Origin of the sequence: Pantoea sp. Lu_F5_004 (assembly GCF_051136245.1) — a bacterium.
GTDB classification, from domain to species: Bacteria; Pseudomonadota; Gammaproteobacteria; order Enterobacterales; family Enterobacteriaceae; genus Pantoea; species Pantoea agglomerans.
This window is the reverse complement of the sequence record NZ_CP194946.1, coordinates 2,378,091-2,398,766: the sequence shown is the minus strand read 5'-3', so window position 1 is coordinate 2,398,766 and position 20,676 is coordinate 2,378,091. Positions and strand designations below refer to the sequence as shown.

Here is a 20,676-nt window from a genome sequence, read left to right as displayed (position 1 = left end):
CCCACATTTAAATGAAAACCTCTATAGTTGCCAAACTGGAAGCCCTGCAGGAGCGCCACGAAGAAGTGGAAGCGATGCTGGGCGATGCAGGCGTGATCGCCGATCAGGAGCGTTTCCGTGCGCTGTCACGCGAATATGCTCAGCTGACCGATGTGACCCGTTGCTTCCGCGACTGGCAGCAGGTGCAGGAAGATATCGAAACCGCGCAGCAGATGCTCGACGATCCTGAAATGCGTGACATGGCGCAGGAAGAGTTACAGGAAGCGCGTGAGAAGAGTGACGTTCTGGAGCAGCAGTTGCAGGTTCTGTTGCTGCCGAAAGATCCCGACGATGAGCGCGCCTGTTTTATCGAAGTGCGCGCCGGAACCGGCGGCGATGAAGCGGCGATTTTCGCCGGCGATCTCTTCCGCATGTACAGCCGCTATGCCGAAGCGCGTCGCTGGCGCGTGGAGATCATCAGCGCCAATGAAGGCGAGCATGGCGGTTACAAAGAAGTGATTGCCCGCGTCACCGGCGAAGGTGCCTATGGACGCCTGAAGTTTGAGTCAGGCGGCCATCGCGTGCAGCGCGTGCCGGAGACCGAATCCCAGGGCCGCATTCACACCTCAGCCTGTACCGTTGCCGTGATGCCGGAAATCCCGGAAGCGGAACTGCCGGAAATCAATGCGGGCGATCTGAAGATCGATACTTTCCGCTCATCCGGCGCAGGCGGTCAGCACGTTAACACCACCGACTCCGCTATTCGTATTACCCACCTGCCAACCGGTATCGTGGTGGAGTGTCAGGACGAACGTTCACAGCATAAAAACAAAGCCAAAGCGCTGGCGGTGCTGGGCTCGCGTATTCACGCTGCAGAGATGGCCCGCCGTCACGCCGCCGAAGCCAGTACCCGACGCAACCTGCTGGGCAGCGGCGATCGTTCTGACCGTAACCGCACCTACAACTTCCCGCAGGGCCGCGTGACCGATCACCGTATCAACCTGACCATCTACCGTCTGGATGAAGTGATGGAAGGGAAACTCGACAGCCTGATTGAGCCGATTGTTCAGGAGTACCAGGCCGATCAACTGGCGGCGCTGGCTGGTCAGGATTAATGGATATTCGTCACTGGCTGAAACAGGCGGTCGCCACGCTGTGCGGTGGTGACAGTCCGAAGCGTGACGCAGAGATCCTGTTAGGTTTTGTGACCGGAAAATCACGCAGCTGGTTAATCGCCTTTGATGAAACGGTGCTCAGCGATGAGCAGCTGACGCAGCTGGATAGCCTGCTGGCGCGTCGCGCCCGCGGTGAGCCGGTGGCGCATCTGGTGGGCGAACGCGAGTTCTGGTCGCTGCCATTGCGCGTCAATGACGCCACGCTGATCCCGCGCCCGGATACCGAACTGCTGGTTGAACAGGCGCTGGCACATCTGCCCGCAGCACCGGCAACCATTCTGGATATGGGCACCGGCACCGGAGCGATTGCGCTGGCGCTGGCCAGCGAGCGTCCCGATTGTCAGGTCACCGGCGTGGATCGCATTGAAGCCGCCGTTGAGCTGGCGAACAGTAATGCGCAGCAGCTCAGCCTCACCAACACCACCTTTCTGCTCAGTCACTGGTTCCAGGCGCTGACGCCACAGCGCTTTACCCTCATTGTCAGCAACCCACCCTATATAGATGCCAGCGATGTTCATCTGGAGCAGGGCGACGTGCGTTTTGAACCGCGCAGCGCGCTGGTGGCGGATGAAGCGGGACTGGCGGATCTGCGCACGCTGATCGAGCAGGCGCCCACATGGCTGCTGCCGGGTGGCTGGCTGCTGCTGGAACATGGCTGGCAGCAGGGCGAGGCGGTGGCCACGCTGATGCGGCAAAAAGGCTATCACGCCGTGCAAACCGTCGACGATTACGGCGGCAACCCGCGTGTGACCTTAGGTCAGTTCCCTTCATAAAAGCGCTTTGAAAAGGATTCATGATGTTAGCCTTTTATCCCCTGATTAAAAATCTGCACATCTTAACGGTGGTGCTTACCGTGACGCTGTTCCTGCTGCGGTTTTACTGGCTGCGCCGTGGATCGGCAATGATGACGAAACGCTGGGTGCGCATCCTGCCGCACGCTAACGACACCCTGTTACTGCTGACCGGCGTCTCGCTGGTGATGATTACCCACTTCTATCCCTTCACGCCGCAAGGAAGCTGGCTGACGGAGAAGCTTTTAGCGGTTATCATCTACATCGCCTTAGGATTTGTGGCATTGAGTCGCCGTCCACGCACTGATCGCACCCGCTGGATCGCTTTTCTGGTAGCGTTAATCGCCCTGGTGACCATCATTAAGCTGGCGCTGACCAAAATGCCGTTATGGGGATAGCATGACCTCGACCGAACAATTAGATTTCAGCCAGACACCGCTGTGTGAAGCGGTGATTGGTGCCACGCTTGCCATCCGCGCCGATTTCCCGGCGTTGTCGGTGGAAGCACAACTTGCGGCGTTAGTCGCCGAAGCACGTGACTATGTCAGCCATACCGAAGATGCTGACATGCAGCTCGAAAAGCTGCTGGAGCTGTTCTATCGCCAGTGGGGATTTTGCGGTGCCAGTGGCGTCTACAATCTTTCTGATGCTCTCTGGATCGACAATGTGCTGAAGACCCGTCGGGGCACGGCGGTGTCACTGGGCGTTATCCTGCTGCACATCGCCGCCGAGCTGGAACTGCCGCTGATGCCGGTGATCTTCCCGACGCAGCTGATTCTGCGCGCCGACTGGATTGATGGCGATAAGTGGATGATCAACCCGTTTAATGGCGAAACGCTTGACCGGCACACGCTGGAAGTGTGGCTCAAAGGCAATATCAGCCCGACAGCGCGTCTGTATGACGACGATCTCGACGAAGCCAAAACCGTCACCGTGATGCGCAAGATGCTCGACACGCTGAAAGCGGCATTGATGGAAGAGAAGAAGATGGAGCTGGCACTGAACGTCAGTCAGGTGCTGTTGCGTATCGATCCTGACGATCCCTACGAAATCCGCGATCGCGGTTTGATCTATGCGCAGCTGGAGTGCGAACATATCGCCCTGAATGATTTAACCTACTTCGTTGAGCAGTGTCCTGAAGACCCGGTCAGCGAAATGATCAAAGTTCAGATTCACGCAATCGAACAAAAACAGGTCACGCTGCACTAAGCGGACCCACTGAAAAGGAAAGGGCATGACACAGAAAGTCGTGAGTATTGGCGATATCAAAGTCGCAAACGATCTGCCATTTGTGCTGTTTGGCGGGATGAATGTACTGGAGTCGCGCGACCTGGCGATGCGCATCTGCGAACACTACGTTACCGTCACCAGTAAGCTTGGTATTCCTTACGTATTCAAAGCGTCATTTGATAAAGCGAACCGCTCCTCTATTCACTCCTATCGTGGCCCAGGCCTGGAAGAGGGGATGAAGATTTTCCAGGAGCTGAAGCAGGCATTCGGCGTCAAAATTATCACCGATGTGCATGAAGCGTCCCAGGCGCAGCCGGTATCTGAAGTGGTTGATGTGATCCAGCTGCCCGCGTTCCTGGCGCGTCAGACTGACCTGGTGGAAGCGATGGCGAAAACCGGCGCGGTCATCAACGTCAAGAAGCCCCAGTTCGTCAGCCCGGGTCAGATGGGCAACATCGTTGATAAGTTCGCTGAAGGTGGCAACGAGCAGGTCATCCTGTGCGATCGCGGCAGCAATTTTGGCTACGACAATCTGGTTGTCGACATGCTCGGCTTTAACGTGATGAAGAAAGTCACCAAAAACAGCCCGGTGATTTTCGATGTCACCCATGCGCTGCAGACGCGCGATCCGTTTGGCGCAGCATCAGGTGGTCGTCGTGCTCAGGTGGCTGAGCTGGCGCGTGCCGGTATGGCGGTCGGCATTGCCGGTCTGTTTATCGAAGCGCACCCGGATCCTGAACACGCCCTGTGTGACGGCCCGTCCGCGTTGCCGCTGGATAAGCTGGAGCCATTCCTGGTGCAGATGAAAGCGATTGACGACCTGGTGAAAAGCTTCCCGGAACTCGATACCAGCAAATAAGTTTGCTGCAAAAAAAGAGCGATTAATCGCTCTTTTTTTCGCCTGAAATCCGGTGACGTTACAGCATGATGGTCATCAGATAACCGATAAACAACGCCAGATGCGCGGCTCCATTCAGTACATTTGTGCGCCCGGTCGAGAAGGAGAGCTGACAGAGAAGCAGCGACGCCATCATAATCACCATCTGCGGCGGCTCCAGACCAAATATCAGCTCCTGTCCGGTCAGGGTGGCAATAATGGTTACCGCCGGTACCGTGAGTGAGATGGTCGCCAGCACCGAACCAAAGAAGAGGTTCATGGCGCGCTGCACCTGATTCATTAGCACGGCCTTAATCGCCCCCAGGCCTTCCGGTGAGAGGATCAGCAGGGCCACCAGGAAACCGGTAAACTGTGCCGGTGCATTCAGATCCGTCAGCAGGCTTTCCAGCGTATTAGCATTCATCTTGGTCACGGCAATGACCGCAATCAGATGCACGATCAGCCAGCTGGTATGCCAGAAGCTGCTGTGGGCCGACGGTTTGCCATGATGCGGGTCGCCATCATCGCTCTCATCTTCATGCTCATAGACAAACAGGCTCTGATGGGTTTTGGTCTGAATCAGCAGGAACACGCCATACATCGCCGCTGAAATCGCCGCGATCAGCAGTGCCTGAGTGACAGAGAAATTACCGCCCGGCAGTGCGTTGGGAAACACCAGCACCAGAATCGCCAGGGGAAAGATAGCGATCAGGTATTGCTTCACGCCCGCCAGATTCACGTATTGCGTCGCAAACTTATTACCGCCCAGCAGCAGCGCAAAGCCAACCAGTCCGCCGGTTACAATCATCACGATCGAATAGAGCGTATCGCGCATCAGCCCGGGTGCGGCATCGCCGGTCGCCATCAGCGCCGAGATCAGGCTCACTTCCAGAATCACCACGGAGAGACTCAGGATCAGAGAGCCATAGGGCTCGCCCAGCCGGTGCGCCAGTACGTCGGCATGTCGTACAACGCTAAAGGCGCTGCTCAGAATGGCAACCAGCGCCACTAAGTTGATACCGACTACAATCGGAAATGATGTGGTTGCACCAAAAAAATAGAGTATACCCAGCGTGATAAGGGGAAGTATCAGCGAGAATTCCTTGTGACGTGTTTTTTCATGTGAAGGCATTCACCATCCTCTCTGGTTAATGATTATCCGGACACAGCGAGTGCTGCTGTTAGAAATATAATCAGTTTTAGGGCAGGGCGCAGTTTATCTTTTCACCGGTCCGAACGGGAGAAATTTACGGCTTTTTACTTAAATTCAATAAATGGTCGAAGCGGTATTAACCTGAAGTTATCTCAAATATTGCAATATTAATCAGGCCACAACAACTTCTCTTTATCCATCTATCTGACCGAAAAATGCCGGAAAATCTGCTTATCATTGTAACTTGTGTGGCCTGTTTGTGGTTTTTAATTTGAAGTGGAGATAAGTGGCTGTTTGTATTTTTGTTCTGTTGCGCCAGGCTTAACAGGAATCCATAAACTGAGGAGCCGTTATGCCTTACTCTAAACGAACCGACTTACCTGACAACGTAAAACACGTGCTTCCCGCGCATGCGCAGGATATCTATCAGCAGGCATTTAACAGCGCGTGGGAAGAATATAAAGAGGCTAAGGATCGACGCGGCGATGATTCGCGGGAAGAGGTGGCGCACAAAGTCGCCTGGGCAGCCGTGAAGAAAGAGTATGAGAAAGGTGATGACGATAAGTGGCATCCTAAACGTTAACGCCGTCGCTAGCCTGTTCACGCCAAAGGGCCAGGATTATCTGGCCCTTTTTTTCATCTTCGCTATAAGGTTTATCTGGTTTTTTTTAACCTGCTACCGGAATCACGCTTGTAACCCCGCGCGGAAATAGATTAATGTCAATTTGATGAACGAAACGCAGCGCCGTTTTGGAGATCATGTTACAGGAGCCATTCTGCAGGACGCCGTTGACGTTGAGGAGGTCGCATTGCTTACCCGGGAATTTCTATTAAAAGCGGATTGTAAAACGTCGTTCGGGGATATCGAAGAGGCGTTGCTCTGGAGTTGCGAGCAGCGCGCGGCCTCGCTGGCAGCCACCCTGGCCTGTCGTCCCGATCACAGCCCGGTATGGATCTTTGGTTACGGCTCGCTGATGTGGAACCCGATTTTTGAGGCGGATGAAGTGGCGTCCGGTTCGCTGGAGGGCTGGCACCGTGCTTTCTGCCTGCGGCTGATTGCCGGACGTGGCACCGCCACGCATCCCGGCCGCATGCTGGCGCTGAAGCAGGGCGGCAGAACCACGGGTCTGGCGTTTCGTCTGCCGGAAGAGCGGCTGCATGAAGAGCTGGCGCTGCTGTGGAAGCGTGAGATGATCACCGGCTGCTATCTTCCTACCTGGTGTGAATTACAGCTGGAGGATGGTCGCAGCGTCACTGCGCTGACCTTTATTATGGATCCGCGTCATCCGCTGTATGAATCGGACTCCTGCCCGGAGGCGATTGCGCCATTAATTGCCGCGGCCACTGGCCCGCTCGGCTCCAATGCGCAATATCTGTTTGCTCTGGAAGAGGAGCTGACCCGGCGCGGCATGGAGGAGGAGAGTCTGAGCTGGCTGGCCCATCAGGTGCGGACACTGCAGCAAGCCTGCCTGAAGCAGGCCTGAATCGGGGCTTAAGCAGAGTAAAAGGGCGCGACAGTGTCGCGCCCTTTTACGATCCGGCTGCAGTTTACCGGGCTTAGTTACCCGGATTAATCAGCCATGTACCGGGCTTATCGATGGTCAGGGATTGTGTGTGCGTCTTACTGCCATTCTTAACGTCAATTTTGTACTGTCCCGCCGCCAGATTCAGCGCGGCAAATCCGCTGCTGCCCGGTTTTACCTCAACCGGCTGTCCGTTAAGCACCACGCTTTCACCGCTCTCCAGCTTAAGATAGACGGTCGCCAGCGCGGCCGGAACGGCAGCGGCTGACGGAATCGATGCGGGCGCCTGCGTCATGGCTGAGCTGTTGTTTACCACCTCTGGTGTGGCACTGTGGCGATTCGCCAGCCAGGTGGCGACAACCACGGCCAGAATAGCCACGGCAGCCAGGCCCAGCAATCCAGGCGACAGTTTACGCACCGTGCGCGGCGTCACCGGATCGGCGGACGCGGCGGCATGATTCATCGCCATTACCACCGGCGCAGCAGCCTCCACCGGCTCCTCGACAGGCAGAGCAGGCGATTCACCCGGCACCGGGAAGCTGTTTACCACTGCTTCCACATCACTGACCGGCAGATCAATCAACGCGGCAAAGGCATCAATCGTTTGTGGGCGATCGCCTGGCTTCATTGCCAGCGCGCAGTCGATGGCATGCAGCAGCGGCAGTGAGTAGCCTTCTGGCTGGCGTTCCACCAGCGGCTGATAATTATCTTCAATGCAGCGCACCACGCTGACCGGCGGCGGATTACCGGTAATCAGGTTATGCAGCACCGCGCCCAGGGCGTAGATATCGGTCCACGGTCCCTGTTCAACTTCACCCTCTTCGCTGTATTGCTCAATCGGCGCAAAGCCAGGTTTAAGCATGATTTCCGTTTCGTCAGAGAGGTTGCCAATCTCCTTACGCGCCGAGCCAAAATCGAGCAGAACTGGCAGCTGGTTCTCCTGAATCTGAATATTGTCGAGCGAGATATCGCGATGCAGATAGCCGGCCTGATGGATGGTGCTGATGGCACCCAGCAGAGGCGGCAGCAGGCGGCGGATCCAGGCTTCAGTGATCGACGCCGGGGTGGTTACCTGCCACTCTTTCAGCGTCATACCGCTGTAGTAGAGCGTGCCCATATAGGCTGTGCCGTTCTGCTCCCAGAAGCGCAGCACGTGCAGCAGTCCCGGATGATTAAAGCGGGCCAGCAGACGCGCTTCCTGAATAAAGCTGGTGAGCCCGGCATTAAACAACTTCTGGAAACGCTCACCGCGCAGCTCCAGCGTTAAATCGGCGGCACGGACTGCCAGCGACACCGGCATGTACTCTTTGATTGCAATAGTGCGTTCAAGCTGGTGATCCCACGCGCGATAGACGATGCCGAAGCCGCCGCCTCCGATCACTTCCTTGATCTCAAACTCATTGAAACGGTATCCGTCAGGCAGGGCATTCGGAACGGTTTTCGGATTATCATTTGCCGACATAGTGAACTCTCTGTACACGGCCTGCTCGCCAGGCTGCGCGGTAATTAATTGATGTTACGCCAGGCACCAATGGCAGGATCAACCAGATCCGCGTGCAGGGTGTCGATGAGTAACACATTCACTTTTTGCTGTGGCATGAAATAGGGCGCCCAGTGGCTGCGCAACGTATCAACTCGCGATTTCACAGCGTCAGCATCCTGCTGCGCAGCATTCTTATCCATCTTTATCAACAGGGCACCATTGAAGCGCCAGACATGTTGTTTGGCATCAAAGGGCAGCACCAGCCAGCTATCATTCGCATCCGGGCGTGTCACAATCATGCGCTGATTGTTCGCGGCGATAACCTCCAGCTTGCTGTCCGGGATCGTCAGATTGGCGATGGGATAGCCCTGATAAAAGGTGACTGCCACCGGCGTTGGGTGGTCCGGAGTCGCCAGCATCAGCTCACTTTTGCCTTCTGCCCAGCCATCCGGTGAGCACTGCTGCTTGCTGACATCCGGGATAAACAGAGTCTGGGCATTTTCATCCCAGGCGGTGCGAAAATGGCAGCCGCTGGGAAGATCAAAATGTTGCAGCGGCGTACTGTTGGCGGGCCGTGACAGGTCAAGCGGTGCAGCATTGCTCTCACTGGCGCTGGCTGTGGCATCTGCCATCACGATAGGACGCCAGTTCTGCAGCTTACTGGCGCTGCCGCTGGCCAGTACGCCACCCTCTTTACTGGTCATCTGCCAGGGTAGCTCGTCCAGTAATCCGCACTGATTAGCGAGCAGGGTGCCGACGCGCGGTAAAAAGGTGGTCAGCACCGCCGAATCCTTACTTTTGCCGGAGACGATGCGCAACGGCAGCGTCTCTTTGCACCAGTCGTCAGGCGCTTTACTCACCACATTATCGATATAGACTTCCAGCGCCAGGCTGGGGGAGTAAACAACCCGATAATTTTCAGCCTGGGCGTGAAAGGCAATCAGCAGGGTGATGATGCCGGGCAACCACAGTTTCATAAGGATCCTTGGAATCAAAAACGAGGCGGCAGAAAGCGCGCCGAATCAGCCAGTGAATAGAGCAGCGTTGCCTCCTCCGGCTCACCAATCCAGACCGCCAGTGCGCTGAGATTATCTTTCTTAACGTTGCGGCTCACCGCCTGTTCCATCAGAGCCAGCCACTCTTCGCAGGCATTCACCATGCGCAGCGCCTGTTCCATTTCATGACTGGCCAGATTCAGCCAGAAGCCATCGGTGCAGACCAGAAACGCGTCGCCATCCTCCAGCGCAATCTCCTGCGAAAAGCTTACTAAGCGAGGCGGTTCAGCGCCGAGCGCATTATAGAGTAAATTACTGTTAATGCCGGTATTTTCATAGCCCGCTTCTTTCAGCTGCTGGGCCAGACTGTGATCGCGAGTGACCTCATGAAGCACGCCGCGGCGGAAGTGGTAAACCCGGCTGTCACCGGCATGCGCCCACCATGCGCGCTGTTTTTCACGGTCAATAAACAGGGCCGCCAGCGTGGTGCTCATGCGTGAATATTTCGGATTTTTACCCTGTGCCTCATGCAGCGCTAAGCGGCACTGTTCAATCGCCTGATGGGTTATCTCCGGCGTCAGATCGGCGTGCGCCTGTAACTGGCTCAGCAGGGTGTCACGCACCAGCTGCGCCGCCATCTCGCCGCCGGGCAGACCGGCCACGCCGTCGCAGACCACAAAGCAGGCTTTACGCTCATCCAGCTCTGCGCCGGTGCGATCCTGATTATCATCGCGTAGCCCCTGCTGGCAGCGGCTGGCAAAAACGATTTTCATGGTTCATCTACCCGCGTCTGAGAGTCCTTATACTGATTCACCTCCATGTCATAGGCATGGAGAAAGGCCTCGCCAAACAGCGTATGGAAATCATCTTCGATCTCTCCGGCCGTACGTTGATAATTACGGGTAAAATAGTCCCACAGCGCCGCCTTTTTCATGGCGGAAAAGGGCATTTTTGACACCACGCCATCGGCACGCGCCTGCTCCTCCAGCCGCTGCGGATTAAAGGATTGCAGCATCGCCGCAATAATGGCGCGGATACCGGCAATCATCCCCAGCTGGTGGGCCTGCAAATCGACCAGGGCATCGCGTACCGCCTGTTCCGGCGGCATAAACCCGGGCATCTGGCTCTGGTACATCTGCATCAGCACGGTTTTGCCGGAGGGCAGGATCTTGAACGGGTTGTTGGCCTCATTCAGGATCATCGTCATGTCCGCTTTGACACCACGCTTGAGAATGGATCGGGAAGAGAGCAGCGCGACGGTGCCCTGGGAAAAGAGGCTCAGCATCCGGCCAGTAATGCGCATCTGCTCTTCATCTACCGGCGTGGCGTGACCGTTGCTCAGCCCCATCCCCTCCAGCAGTGCGGCAATCAGCCGATCCTGATCCACCGGCTGCGCCGTCAGCGCCCGACGCGGCTCGCTGGCCTGGGGGTCGATAGCCAGTCGCGCATCGTTGTGGCGCTCGTGGCGTGAAGGCGTTACCTCACTGACCAGCAGCCGATCCTCAACCTCATGATGTTCGTGAATGCCCAGCGGATTTGCGGGCTGAGCGCTGTCGCCAGCAAACAGCGCCAGCGGATCGCTCTGCGTGGCCTGGCAGGCGGGGTCTCGTACTTCCAGCGCATAGTCACCGATGCGCAACGCATCGCCATGCTTCAGCACGACCTGCATGCCGCGACCCAGGGTAATGCCGTTATGCTCCACCGGGGTCACGCTGCCCTGGTTCGTCAGACGGCACTCCCCGTCATGCGACAGGTGAACCAGCGCCTGCAGACGCGAAATGGCCCGAGTCTCATCTGGCAGCACCAGATCGTTGTCCTGACTGCGGCCAATGGTGCCGCCAGGCGGTTGAAACGCGACGCTTCTGACCGGAACATCCGTAGTGCATTGCACAATGGTAAATTGCATGAGTTATCCCAGATTGAACGGCAAACGCTTCCGGCCTCACTCGAACATGGGAGGATAGAGGCCATTACGTCCCGGCTGTGAACCTGCCGCCGGGTTAAACAGTAACGAAAACAGTTGCGCGGTGAGGTTGCCGCTGTGCTTGTGGGTCGCGTGGGCAAAACCATCACTGCGGTTACTCCACCAGTAGCTCATATGCTGCTGAGGGTCGAAACGTTCAGCCACTTCACGCCAGCTCAGCGTGCAGGGCAGATCCTGAAAACCGATCACATCCATGATTTCAGAGGGCTTCCTGGCTGGGACCAGCAGCGGTGGCAAAGCCTGTATCTGCTGCTCTAACTGCTCGCCGTTCAGCGGTGTCTGAACCGCCCGTAACAGTGTCGCGCCCAGATCCTGAAACCAGTCGCCGGAAATGGTCAGCTGAGCAGGATGCCACTGAGCCAGCGTGAAGCTGTGCAGGGCCAGCAGCGGCCAGGCGCGTCCGACGCGGTCACAGGAGGGCAGCAGACAGCCCATCTGTATCTGCGGTCGGGTCGCGGTAACCGGCAGCACAAAGTTCCACACTGGCGCGTGGAGAAAGTCCGCGCTGTAGGAATACGCCTGCTGATGCCAGTGCATTAATCCCTGCTGGAACCAGTGATTCCACGGGCTAATCTGTTGCTCGCTCAGTCGATGGTGCAGAAAGTCACCGGTCGACGGCAGCTTGCCATACCAGCCGGGGGCCGTGTAAGCAGCCATGTTCACCTCACCATTACTCGCTATGCGAGTTTGATTGCGGGGCCGGGTGCCGCGGCGCTACCGCCAGCATGCCGCCCGCCTGATCCGCAATTTTCAGATTCTCTGCAAGCTTGCGCATCATCAATGCATTATCACGTGCATAAGGCGACGACTGAATCTGCTGATCCAGCAACTGGCTCAGGTGCCAGTCAAGCTGCTGCAGGTCGCGGGCGCTTACCGTATCGGGCAGGGAGCGCTGTAAATTTTGCAGCAGCCAGGCCCGTAAAAACTCGCCATCATAATTACGCGGTTGATAGAGCATCTGATAGGCGCGCAGCGCATTGCGGCTGTAGGCGTTATCATCACCCGGGTCGTTGCGCAGGATATTCGTGATCTGCTGCGCCACACGCGGCAGCAACAAAGACTTAAGCGCATTTTGATAAAGCACCCAGGCGGCATCGCTGATCTGATTACCCCGGTATAAGCCCGCCCGCATAGTAAGCGGCGGATTATCGAGGGAAAAGCGCGCCGAGAGCGGCAACTTCACCAGGTTATTCAGAAAGGGTAGCAGATCAAAAATATTATCAGCAGGCTGATGAATCACCTGCTGACTTTGCTCACGGATAAGCGGTACTCGTGCGGCAACCTGCTGCAGATAGTGTTGATTCTGATAGTAACTGATGCCCCACAGGCTGGAGGCGATCAGCAGGGCGCCTGCCAGCACGCCGTAGCCAATCCAGTGGAACAGCTGATTACGGTACTCCCAGCGGCGATTACTGCCGGCCAGGCCGCTCTCTTTGAATATCAGATCGCTGAGCAGGTCACGAATAAAAAAGCTCTGGCCTTTGTTGCCGGGAATTGGACTGTTGCGATTAACGCTGTCCCAGGCCGCAATCGAGTGATCGCCCGCCTGACGCAACTGCAGTTTGCGGCTCAGTTCACCCATCACCCGATCAAACGGCAGTCCTTCCTGCGTTCCGCTGGTGAAGAAGAGGCCGCGCGGGCTCCAGGCGACCGCATCCTGATGGTCAGAAAAAACGATATCCAGATATTCGTTCAGCAGTGGACGCAGCGAGGCGAACTCCTGCGGAAAGAGGAAGCACTCAGCGCGCTCGTTCAGGTCGCGCTCATGGGTCATCTGCTCCGCCAGTTGCTGCTGGAGTTGCTGTTCCAGCCGCTGAAACTGCTGGCCAAAATGGCGATGCCAGTCATCTTTGTGCGGCTTGCCCAGCTCCCAGTTGAACGTGAAGCCCCAGATAGCGTCACGCCGCGCTTTATCAATCGAGCCGAAGTAGCTCATAAAGCCTTTCAGGAGATCGGTTTTGGTGACCATCACATAAACCGGGAAGTGAATACCGGTCTGCTGATGCAGTTCTGCCATGCGCTCACGCAGCGCGCTGGCCTGGGCGAAACGCGCCTCGGCTGAATCACTCAGCAGATCGGCGACGCTGATGGTCATGATCACACCGTTAATCGGCTGGCGGGTGCGATAGCGTTTCAGCAGGTTAATAAAACTGTGCCATTCCGCGGCATCTCGCACGCGCTGGCTCTCCTGCAACGCATAACGACCGGCGGTATCAATCAGCACCGCGCTGTCAGTAAACCACCAGTCACAGTTGCGGGTGCCTCCGACGCCGCGGACCGCATTTTTGCCCAGCGTATCGGTCAGCGGGAAATCGAGGCCGGCATTAAACAGCGCGGTGGTTTTACCAGCGCCGGGGGCACCCATGACCAGGTACCAGGGCAGCTGATAGAGATAATTAGCGTTAAAGCGTGAGAGCAGGTTCCCGCTGTGACGACGGCCAAACTGGGTGCGTTTCAGCTGCATCGCAGCTTCGCTGAAGCGCTGGTTGAGCCGCTCTTCGGTCATCTGACGTTCCGCCGGGTCGTCGTTGCCCGACAGCTGAAGCTGGGTCAGTAAGCGGCTGTTGAACCAGGCACGATAGAGCGACGGGATCAGCTGGAACAGGATCCAGAGAAAATAGAGAGCGCTCACGGTAAGCTGGCGAGGCAGTACGGGTTCCAGGGGGCGCGATTCGCCCCATGACCAGAACGGTCCCAGCATCCAGACCAGGCAGCTCAGCGCCGTGACGCCAATAAAGCTCCACAGCAGGCGATGCGTTAGCAGCAGGCGAAGGGAGGCGCGCATTATTGTGCTCCTTGATGATTACTGAGCGTTTCAGGCGCGGCAAACAGGGTGATTTCAACACGGCGGTTGCGGGTCCGGTTTTCGCTGCTGTCGTTGGGCAGCAAGGGGTCGCTGTCACCGCGGCCTTCGGAGCGAACCGTATGACCATCAGCCAGTTGCAGTTGTAACAACTGGGTGATGGCGCGGGCGCGGGCAAATGAGAACTCATAGCTGGAGGCAAAGCGGCTGTTATCCACCGGATGATCATCGGTAAACACCGACACCAGAATGGTCCCTTTGACATCTTTCATTGCGGTTGAGACGCGGGCCAGCAGGGCGCGCCCCACCGGATTGATCACCGTGCCCTGTTCGGCGAACAGTTTGTCCGCGGGGATGATCACTTTGCTGCCAAAGGCACCATCGCTCACCTCAAGCTGCCCGGCTGCAATCACATCATTCAGGCGCTGACGCAGATCGAGCAGCGCCTGCGGGGAAGAGGGACGACGGCCCGCGGTAATCTGCGGCAGCGGCGTCTGATAGATAGTACGCAGCAGCGGTTCGGCGGCATTGCCGAGACGCCAGTTCAGGCCGCTATAGATCAGGCAGCCGATCAGTGCGACCAGCATGGCACAGGCCCAGAGCGGCACCATCGGGCGGGCGAGGGTACTCACCAGCGGATGCACTTCAACCAGTGGCGGTTGCGCTGTCTGGCGCTGGGCACGCGTTTCGTCAATCAGGGTTTTCAGGCGTTTACGGATACCATCGCACTGGGCGCGACCATTTTCACTGCCGCGATAGCGGCCTTCATAGCCCAGCAGCAGACAGTATTGCACCACTTCCAGCAGCCAGAGGTGTTGTTGCGGGCTCTGTGAAATGCGCGACAGCAGTTGAAAGAATTTTTCGCCGCCCCAGCTTTCATTATGGAAGGTCACCAGCATGCCGTTGCCAGACCAGACGCCGCGCGTGCCCCATGGAGTTTGCGCAGCCGCTTCATCGAGCGCGCTGCAGATGCAGTAACGCGCGCCGATAATCATCTCAAACGGCAGCCCTGCCTGTTTACAGCGTTGTTCAAACTGGCGTATTTCATCGATCAGAGACTGGCGCAGGCCCGCAGGGTCATCGTGGGTGGCTGCCTGACGAATTTGCACCACCGCGTTCAGCAGTGGCGCCGCAGCCTGAAGTAAGAGATTCTCATTGCCTGAGGGGGTCGCCTCACGCGCAGGGGATTCCACAGTCATTAATTCGTGATCTTCCAGCCAATGGCAAATCCCTGTACCCGCAGCCCGGGACGGTTCTGCGGGCAATATGCGCCGGATTTCATATTCAGTCTAAGATCCAGGTCGCGGTATCGTTAGTCCGGCAGGCTTTGCTGGCGCCACCGACGGCCACACAGACCTGTTTCGTTTTGCGGGGACGGGGACGATCGCTCTGCACGGTGGCATCGTAACGGCTGCTTTCTACACCCGCTTTTAACGGCACATAACCGATCAACGGGCCGTCAGCCTGGTCAGCAATCGCCAGCCAGCTATGTTCCACATTACCTAATACTTCGAACGGCTTACCCGTTTCGAGATAGCGAACCACTTTGCCGCCGTAATCAGGCGAGGTCATGACGGATGCGCCATAAAGCGCCCGCCAGGTCTGATTGACCGGCTCAAATTCAGTCGGTGCCGCGACAGCGTGTCGATGGACCAGTTTGACGCCGTTAATTTCACTGGTGACCAGCGTATCGTCAGTGACGGGCGGCGGCGGGGCCTTACAGCCTGCCAGGGTAAGAACCGCCAGCAGCGTTAACGCAAGACTCTTTTTCACCATGTTCCTCGTGATCTCATCAAAGTATCTGCATATTGCCAGGCCCGATGCCAGGAGGCGATCTTTATCGCGCCGCATCGTGCCGAAATTCTGTTTTTAAAAAAAGGGTCAGATTACATCGGGATAGTAACGCATTCAGTTTACCTAAGACTTTTGAGAATTCAAACCATTGCACCCGCTGCCGATGCGTGATAGCAGGCGCTTTACGGGCGGGTTTCGGTATAAGAAAAGCGCCAGCTAAGATGATAGTTAAATCGAACTGAATTATCGCAGAGACAAACTGGTTGAGAACAGTGCCGCGCATTCTGACATGCAATGAATCCGATTGGAAACTATTAAGATTTACTAATAAATTATTGCCGAAAAAAATTATCAATTTGCGTTAAGAAACTTATCAAAATCAGATTTTACGCCCCTGCTCAGACCCTCTTTTTTCCGGAAAGCGGCACGCCTTTTGCTTCTGAAAGGTTTTAACCGCACTGAGGTGAGCAATGAGGGACGCCCTGACCTGGCTGCAGGCATCACGCGCGAGCGATATCGCCAGCCTGCAACGTCTTCTGGAAACCGGTGAGCTGATGGCTGCCGTCAGTGAACTGGTCCATCGGTTGCAGCGGGAACGCGGCGCAAACAACCTCTGGATCTGCTCTGGCGGAGCGCTGTTCAGCGCCGAGCGTCATGCCCGCCAGCAGGAGGTCAGCGCCGGCCTGGAGCATTTTTATCAGGCGCTACCGCCCGCCATAGCGCAGCCCGGCTACAGCCGCTTCTGTAACCTGATTGCCGCTGCCCTGCAGGCGCTGGCCGGACTGCCTGCGCTGCGCCAGCAAATCAGCCAGCGTGAGCTTGATCAGGCCGCGGCGATGGCCGCCTTTAACCAGGTCATCCGTACTTTACTCAATCTGGTGTTTGAGGCAGCCGACACAGCCAGCTATCCCGGCATCTCCCGTGCACTGATCGCCCTGTTCAGTTTTATGCAGGGCAAAGAACTGGCCGGGCAGGAGCGGGCCATCGGCTCAGCCGGCTTTGCGGCGCGTCAGTTCACCCCCGACCAGCGCAGCCAGATGGTCGCCCTGATTGCGGCACAGGAGCAGAGCTTTATCACCTTTCGGGAGTTTGCCGACAGCGCCGCGTGTGAATCCTGGCAGCCGCTGGCTCAGGCCAGCCGCGACATCGAACGCCTTCGTCGCATCGCCTGCACCGGCGGCCGTTGTGATGAGACCGGCGCGCTGCACTGGTTTTCCCTGCTCTCTGAGCGGCTGGATCAGATGAAAATGCTGGAGGATGCCCTGACGGCGACATTGATGCAGCGCTGCCGGGCTGCCATTGATCAGGCACAACAGCAGGCGGCAGGAAAAGTGGTGCAGGGCGACAGCAATTTTTCGCTTTACGTCTCCGGGGCGGACTGGCTGCCTGGCGCGGCGGCGCTCGACAGCGACGGTCTGGCCCCGCAGCTGGGGCGCTCGGTGCTATCGCTGATTGGCGAACAGTCGCAGCGTTTGCAGCAGCAGGCAGATGAACTGGCGGCGATGCGCGCCTCACTGGACGAGCGGCGGGTGATCGATCAGGCCAAACACTGGCTGATGCAGCAGCAGGGTTTCACGGAAGAGGCCGCGTGGCAGGCATTACGCAAAAGTGCGATGAATCAGAATAAGCGGGTACTGGAGATCGCGCAGGCGGTACTGGCGGTAGCGAAGACCCTGAGTAACTAACCCGGACGAGGTAGCTGCACAACCGTTGTGCGTGATCTGCGTCAGAAATGTGCAAAAACGGTTAATTTTTCAACAGTACGTCACCGCAGGTCGGCATTATGGCGGTTTCGGGGATCTGGCACACCCTTTGCTTAATCCCTACAGAGAGTACGCATTGCTCCCGCCAATGGCGGTGGGGTCAGTGCTTTGGATAAAGGCGTCCATCCGCAGGCTTCGGCTTGTCGGAGGACGCCTTTTTTTATTTCTGTTCAGGGGCAACATGATGAGCAAAACGCCATTTTCACTGACACGACGTCAGGCGCTGATCTCCGGCGCCGCGCTGGGTGCGGCCTGGATCGTTCCGGGATTACGAAATGCGGTCTGGGCAGCGGGATCAGATGCGCCAGAAAAAGCGCAGGTGCGGGTCGGCTTTATCCCGCTCACTGACTGCGCGCCGGTGGTGATGGCCTCTGTGAAAGGCTTCGACAAAAAGTATGGTCTCACATTGCAGGTCAGCAAAGAGGCGAGCTGGGCGGCGGTGCGCGACAAACTGACCTCCGGTGAGCTGGATGCGGCGCATGTGCTCTACGGCATGATCTACGCCCTGCAACTGGGCGTAGCGGGTCCGCAGCACGACATGGCGAACCTGATGACGCTCAACCATAACGGCCAGGCGATTACCCTGTCGAACCAGCTGAAAGCCAGTGGGGTCACCGATGCGGTCAGCCTGAAAAAGGCCATTGATGGCAGCGCTAAAGGCAGCTTTACCTTCGCCCATACCTTTCCGACCAGCACCCACGCCATGTGGCTCTACTACTGGCTGGCCAATGCGGGGATCCACCCGTTTGATGACGTGCGCACCGTGGTCGTGCCGCCGCCGCAGATGGTGATGAACATGAAAATTGGCAACATGAGCGGCTTCTGCGTTGGTGAGCCGTGGAACCAGCGCGCCATCAGCGACAACATCGGTTTTACCGCCGCTACCAGTCAGCAGATCTGGCCGGAGCATCCGGAAAAAGTGCTCGGCACCCGCGCAGAGTGGGTGAAAGAGAACCCTAACACGGCCCGTGCACTCACCGCCGCTGTGCTGGAGGCCGCGCGCTGGATTGATGCCTCGGACGACAACCGCCGCGAAACCGCGCAGGTGTTAGCCGGTCGCCCCTGGATCAATACCAAAGTGGAGACGTTACAGGGGCGGATGCTCGGTCAGTATCAGAACGGCCTGGGGCAGTCGTGGCAGGACGCTCACCCGATGCGCTTCTTTGACAACGGCAACGTCAGTTTTCCCTGGCTCTCAGACGGCATGTGGTTCCTGACCCAGATGAAACGCTGGGGCCTGCTGGCCAGCGATCCCGACTACCTCGCGGTGGCGCGCCAGATCAACCGCATCGACATCTACAAACAGGCCGCCAGCGCAGTCGGGCAGGTTGCACTGCCCGCCAGTGAAATGCGCAGCAGTACCTTCATCGACGGCAAGGTCTGGGATGGCAGCGATCCTGCCGCCTACGCCGCCAGTTTCGCTATCAAACGTTAAGAGAGGTTGCTATGAAAACTGACGCGCGCGCCCTGGCGCAGCCGGTGCAGAGTCACAACAGTGCCACCGTTATTCCGTTACAGGTCACCCCGAAAGCCGCAGCCCGTCCGGCGCGTCTGCGTCCGCTGTTGCAGCGCGCCATTCCCGCCACTGGTGGCCTGTTATTAATGCTGCTGGTGTGGCAGATCGCGGCGCTGTCGCAACCGGGTTTCCCTTCGCCTTACGCCACCTGGCAGGCTGCTCAGGTCCTGTTCGCTGACCCGTTCTACAGCAACGGCCCCAACGATCAGGGCATCGGCTGGAACGTGCTGGCGTCGCTGCAACGCGTCGGCATTGGATTCGGCCTGGCCGCGCTGGTCGGCATTCCGGCGGGCTTTTTAATCGGTCGCTTTAGCTTTATGGCGCAGATGTTCAATCCCGTCATCGCCCTGCTGCGGCCGGTGAGTCCGCTGGCCTGGCTGCCGATTGGCCTGCTGCTGTTTCAGCGCGCCGAGCCTGCCGCCAGCTGGACCATTTTTATCTGTTCGATCTGGCCAATGATCATCAACACCGCTGAAGGGGTTCAGCGTATCCCGCAGGATTACCTCAACGTGGCGCGGGTGTTACAGCTCTCTGAGTGGACGGTAATGCGCCGGATCCTGCTGCCCGCCGTGCTGCCCGCGGTGCTGACCGGGGTCCGTCTCTCTATCGGCATCGCCTGGCTGGTGATCGTCGCCGCCGAAATGCTGACCGGCGGACTGGGCATCGGCTTCTGGATCTGGAATGAGTGGAACAACCTCAACGTGGAAAACATTCTGGTCGCCATTCTGGTCATCGGCGTAATCGGGCTGCTGCTGGAACAGGGCCTGATGCTGCTGGTCCGTCGTTTTAGCTGGGATAAATAAGGAGAGCACGATGCAACAGATCATTCGCGTCCAGCAGGTCAGCCAGCGTTTTGCCACCGCCAGCGGCGAGTTTCTGGCGCTGGACAACGTCAGTTTTGATATTCACGAAGGGGAAACCCTGAGCCTGATCGGCCACTCCGGCTGCGGTAAATCGACGCTGCTGAACCTGATTGCCGGTTTAACCCGGCCCAGCAGCGGCGTGCTGCTGTGTGATAACCGCGAAATCACCGGCCCCGGCCCGGAGCGCGCGGTGGTGTTTCAGAACCATTCGCTGCTGCCGTGGCTGACGGCATTTCAGAACGTCGAACTGGCGGTGCAACAGGTGTTTAAAGGACGCTTCAGCAAAGCGGAGATGCGTGACTGGATCGAGCACAACCTTAACCGGGTGCAGATGAGCCATGCCATGAACAAGCGGCCCGGCGAAATCTCCGGCGGCATGAAGCAACGCGTCGGGATTGCGCGGGCGCTGGCGATGAAGCCACGCGTGCTGCTGCTGGATGAGCCGTTTGGCGCGCTGGACGCCTTAACCCGCGCCCATCTGCAGGACAGCGTGATGCGCATTCAGCAGGAGCTGAACACCACCATCGTGCTGATTACCCATGACGTGGATGAAGCCGTGCTGCTGTCAGATCGGGTGCTGATGATGACTAACGGCCCGGCGGCGCAGGTTGGCGAGATCCTCACTGTCGATCTGCCACGTCCGCGTTCACGGGTGGCGCTGGCGGATGAGCCGCGCTACCACCAGTTGCGACAGAAAGTGCTGCATTTCCTCTATGAAAAACAGACCACTGCGGCGTAAGGAACAGA

General features: G+C 57.7%; 20 protein-coding genes. 11 read left to right on the top strand and 9 right to left on the bottom strand.

Annotated features, from left to right (window positions below):
* The first annotated feature begins 11 nt into the window (after positions 1–11).
* The 5 genes from prfA to kdsA are packed head-to-tail and all read left to right on the top strand — an operon-like array spanning position 12 to position 4,034.
* The gene (gene prfA, locus ACR8BN_RS11110; protein ID WP_010245863.1) at positions 12–1,094 is read left to right on the top strand and encodes a peptide chain release factor 1; all 1,083 of its coding nucleotides are present in this window, start codon (positions 12–14) and stop codon (positions 1,092–1,094) included.
* Complete coding sequence (prmC, locus tag ACR8BN_RS11105; protein WP_311975844.1) at positions 1,094–1,927, top strand: peptide chain release factor N(5)-glutamine methyltransferase; 834 nt, start codon at positions 1,094–1,096, stop codon at positions 1,925–1,927. The genes prfA and prmC overlap by 1 nt, the downstream gene beginning before the upstream one ends.
* A 23-nt stretch (positions 1,928–1,950) precedes the next feature.
* Positions 1,951–2,343 carry a SirB2 family protein gene (locus tag ACR8BN_RS11100; RefSeq protein ID WP_434747583.1) on the top strand — a complete coding sequence of 131 codons (393 nt, stop codon included), beginning with the start codon at positions 1,951–1,953 and terminating at the stop codon, positions 2,341–2,343.
* 1 nt (position 2,344) lies between these two features.
* Entirely contained in the window at positions 2,345–3,154 is an 810-nt protein-coding gene (sirB1, locus tag ACR8BN_RS11095) for an invasion regulator SirB1 (RefSeq protein WP_010669988.1), read from the top strand.
* A 25-nt stretch (positions 3,155–3,179) separates the two neighbouring features.
* Positions 3,180–4,034, top strand: a complete 855-nt coding sequence (gene kdsA, locus ACR8BN_RS11090) for a 3-deoxy-8-phosphooctulonate synthase (protein WP_010669989.1) — start codon at positions 3,180–3,182, stop codon at positions 4,032–4,034.
* A 58-nt stretch (positions 4,035–4,092) separates the two neighbouring features.
* Here the strand turns inward: kdsA and chaA are convergent, their stop codons facing one another.
* A complete protein-coding gene (chaA, locus tag ACR8BN_RS11085) occupies positions 4,093–5,184 on the bottom strand; it encodes a sodium-potassium/proton antiporter ChaA (protein WP_039391743.1) in 1,092 nt (363 codons plus the stop codon).
* Between the two features lie 373 nt (positions 5,185–5,557).
* Here chaA and chaB point away from each other — a divergent pair, with 373 nt between their 5' ends.
* Complete coding sequence (gene chaB, locus ACR8BN_RS11080; protein ID WP_010245846.1) at positions 5,558–5,788, top strand: putative cation transport regulator ChaB; 231 nt, start codon at positions 5,558–5,560, stop codon at positions 5,786–5,788.
* 226 nt (positions 5,789–6,014) lie between these two features.
* Positions 6,015–6,689 carry a gamma-glutamylcyclotransferase gene (locus ACR8BN_RS11075; RefSeq protein ID WP_434747582.1) on the top strand — a complete coding sequence of 225 codons (675 nt, stop codon included), beginning with the start codon at positions 6,015–6,017 and terminating at the stop codon, positions 6,687–6,689.
* Between the two features lie 73 nt (positions 6,690–6,762).
* On the opposite strand, the gene ACR8BN_RS11070 is transcribed toward ACR8BN_RS11075, so the two are convergent.
* The 8 genes from ACR8BN_RS11070 to ACR8BN_RS11035 form a co-directional block, all read right to left on the bottom strand.
* Entirely contained in the window at positions 6,763–8,190 is a 1,428-nt protein-coding gene (locus ACR8BN_RS11070; protein ID WP_434746918.1) for a serine/threonine protein kinase, read from the bottom strand.
* A 44-nt stretch (positions 8,191–8,234) separates the two neighbouring features.
* Entirely contained in the window at positions 8,235–9,188 is a 954-nt protein-coding gene (locus tag ACR8BN_RS11065; protein WP_010245838.1) for a hypothetical protein, read from the bottom strand.
* Between the two features lie 14 nt (positions 9,189–9,202).
* Positions 9,203–9,979: a PP2C family protein-serine/threonine phosphatase gene (locus ACR8BN_RS11060; protein WP_031590518.1), complete on the bottom strand. Its 777-nt coding sequence runs from the start codon at positions 9,977–9,979 to the stop codon at positions 9,203–9,205.
* Positions 9,976–11,112, bottom strand: a complete 1,137-nt coding sequence (gene tagH, locus ACR8BN_RS11055) for a type VI secretion system-associated FHA domain protein TagH (RefSeq protein WP_031590517.1) — start codon at positions 11,110–11,112, stop codon at positions 9,976–9,978. Before tagH ends, ACR8BN_RS11060 begins: the two co-directional genes overlap by 4 nt.
* 36 nt (positions 11,113–11,148) lie before the next feature.
* Positions 11,149–11,847 carry a type VI secretion system-associated protein TagF gene (gene tagF / locus ACR8BN_RS11050; protein ID WP_010245828.1) on the bottom strand — a complete coding sequence of 233 codons (699 nt, stop codon included), beginning with the start codon at positions 11,845–11,847 and terminating at the stop codon, positions 11,149–11,151.
* A 13-nt stretch (positions 11,848–11,860) separates the two neighbouring features.
* Complete coding sequence (gene tssM / locus ACR8BN_RS11045; RefSeq protein ID WP_115765327.1) at positions 11,861–13,975, bottom strand: type VI secretion system membrane subunit TssM; 2,115 nt, start codon at positions 13,973–13,975, stop codon at positions 11,861–11,863.
* Positions 13,975–15,192, bottom strand: a complete 1,218-nt coding sequence (icmH, locus tag ACR8BN_RS11040) for a type IVB secretion system protein IcmH/DotU (RefSeq protein WP_010669997.1) — start codon at positions 15,190–15,192, stop codon at positions 13,975–13,977. The genes tssM and icmH overlap by 1 nt, the downstream gene beginning before the upstream one ends.
* An 85-nt stretch (positions 15,193–15,277) precedes the next feature.
* A complete protein-coding gene (locus ACR8BN_RS11035; RefSeq protein ID WP_010245819.1) occupies positions 15,278–15,769 on the bottom strand; it encodes a hypothetical protein in 492 nt (163 codons plus the stop codon).
* Between the two features lie 488 nt (positions 15,770–16,257).
* On the opposite strand from ACR8BN_RS11035, the gene ACR8BN_RS11030 reads away from it, so the two are divergent.
* The 4 genes from ACR8BN_RS11030 (at position 16,258) to ACR8BN_RS11015 (ending at position 20,668) form a co-directional block, all read left to right on the top strand.
* Positions 16,258–17,472: a nitrate regulatory protein gene (locus ACR8BN_RS11030; RefSeq protein ID WP_039391751.1), complete on the top strand. Its 1,215-nt coding sequence runs from the start codon at positions 16,258–16,260 to the stop codon at positions 17,470–17,472.
* 262 nt (positions 17,473–17,734) lie between these two features.
* Positions 17,735–18,985: a CmpA/NrtA family ABC transporter substrate-binding protein gene (locus ACR8BN_RS11025; RefSeq protein WP_083068218.1), complete on the top strand. Its 1,251-nt coding sequence runs from the start codon at positions 17,735–17,737 to the stop codon at positions 18,983–18,985.
* An 11-nt stretch (positions 18,986–18,996) separates the two neighbouring features.
* On the top strand, positions 18,997–19,869 hold the full coding sequence (gene ntrB, locus ACR8BN_RS11020; protein ID WP_010245811.1) for a nitrate ABC transporter permease: 873 nt from the start codon (positions 18,997–18,999) through the stop codon (positions 19,867–19,869).
* Positions 19,870–19,879: 10 nt separating this feature from the next.
* Entirely contained in the window at positions 19,880–20,668 is a 789-nt protein-coding gene (locus ACR8BN_RS11015) for an ABC transporter ATP-binding protein (RefSeq protein ID WP_163657407.1), read from the top strand.
* Positions 20,669–20,676 lie beyond the last annotated feature (8 nt).

Excerpts from the sequence above, each read along its gene's own strand:
- ACR8BN_RS11070 (WP_434746918.1), bottom strand. The coding sequence starts at position 8,190 with ATGTCGGCAAATGATAATCCGAAAACCGTTCCGAATGCCCTGCCTGAC.
- kdsA (WP_010669989.1), top strand. The coding sequence starts at position 3,180 with ATGACACAGAAAGTCGTGAGTATTGGCGATATCAAAGTCGCAAACGAT.
- chaB (WP_010245846.1), top strand. The coding sequence starts at position 5,558 with ATGCCTTACTCTAAACGAACCGACTTACCTGACAACGTAAAACACGTG.
- icmH (WP_010669997.1), bottom strand. The coding sequence starts at position 15,192 with ATGACTGTGGAATCCCCTGCGCGTGAGGCGACCCCCTCAGGCAATGAG.
- ACR8BN_RS11060 (WP_031590518.1), bottom strand. The coding sequence starts at position 9,979 with ATGAAAATCGTTTTTGCCAGCCGCTGCCAGCAGGGGCTACGCGATGAT.
- tagF (WP_010245828.1), bottom strand. The coding sequence starts at position 11,847 with ATGGCTGCTTACACGGCCCCCGGCTGGTATGGCAAGCTGCCGTCGACC.
- chaA (WP_039391743.1), bottom strand. The coding sequence starts at position 5,184 with ATGCCTTCACATGAAAAAACACGTCACAAGGAATTCTCGCTGATACTT.
- ACR8BN_RS11015 (WP_163657407.1), top strand. The coding sequence starts at position 19,880 with ATGCAACAGATCATTCGCGTCCAGCAGGTCAGCCAGCGTTTTGCCACC.
- prmC (WP_311975844.1), top strand. The coding sequence starts at position 1,094 with ATGGATATTCGTCACTGGCTGAAACAGGCGGTCGCCACGCTGTGCGGT.
- ACR8BN_RS11035 (WP_010245819.1), bottom strand. The coding sequence starts at position 15,769 with ATGGTGAAAAAGAGTCTTGCGTTAACGCTGCTGGCGGTTCTTACCCTG.
- prfA (WP_010245863.1), top strand. The coding sequence starts at position 12 with ATGAAAACCTCTATAGTTGCCAAACTGGAAGCCCTGCAGGAGCGCCAC.
- ACR8BN_RS11065 (WP_010245838.1), bottom strand. The coding sequence starts at position 9,188 with ATGAAACTGTGGTTGCCCGGCATCATCACCCTGCTGATTGCCTTTCAC.
- sirB1 (WP_010669988.1), top strand. The coding sequence starts at position 2,345 with ATGACCTCGACCGAACAATTAGATTTCAGCCAGACACCGCTGTGTGAA.
- ACR8BN_RS11030 (WP_039391751.1), top strand. The coding sequence starts at position 16,258 with ATGAGGGACGCCCTGACCTGGCTGCAGGCATCACGCGCGAGCGATATC.
- ACR8BN_RS11025 (WP_083068218.1), top strand. The coding sequence starts at position 17,735 with ATGAGCAAAACGCCATTTTCACTGACACGACGTCAGGCGCTGATCTCC.
- tagH (WP_031590517.1), bottom strand. The coding sequence starts at position 11,112 with ATGCAATTTACCATTGTGCAATGCACTACGGATGTTCCGGTCAGAAGC.
- ACR8BN_RS11100 (WP_434747583.1), top strand. The coding sequence starts at position 1,951 with ATGTTAGCCTTTTATCCCCTGATTAAAAATCTGCACATCTTAACGGTG.
- ntrB (WP_010245811.1), top strand. The coding sequence starts at position 18,997 with ATGAAAACTGACGCGCGCGCCCTGGCGCAGCCGGTGCAGAGTCACAAC.
- tssM (WP_115765327.1), bottom strand. The coding sequence starts at position 13,975 with ATGCGCGCCTCCCTTCGCCTGCTGCTAACGCATCGCCTGCTGTGGAGC.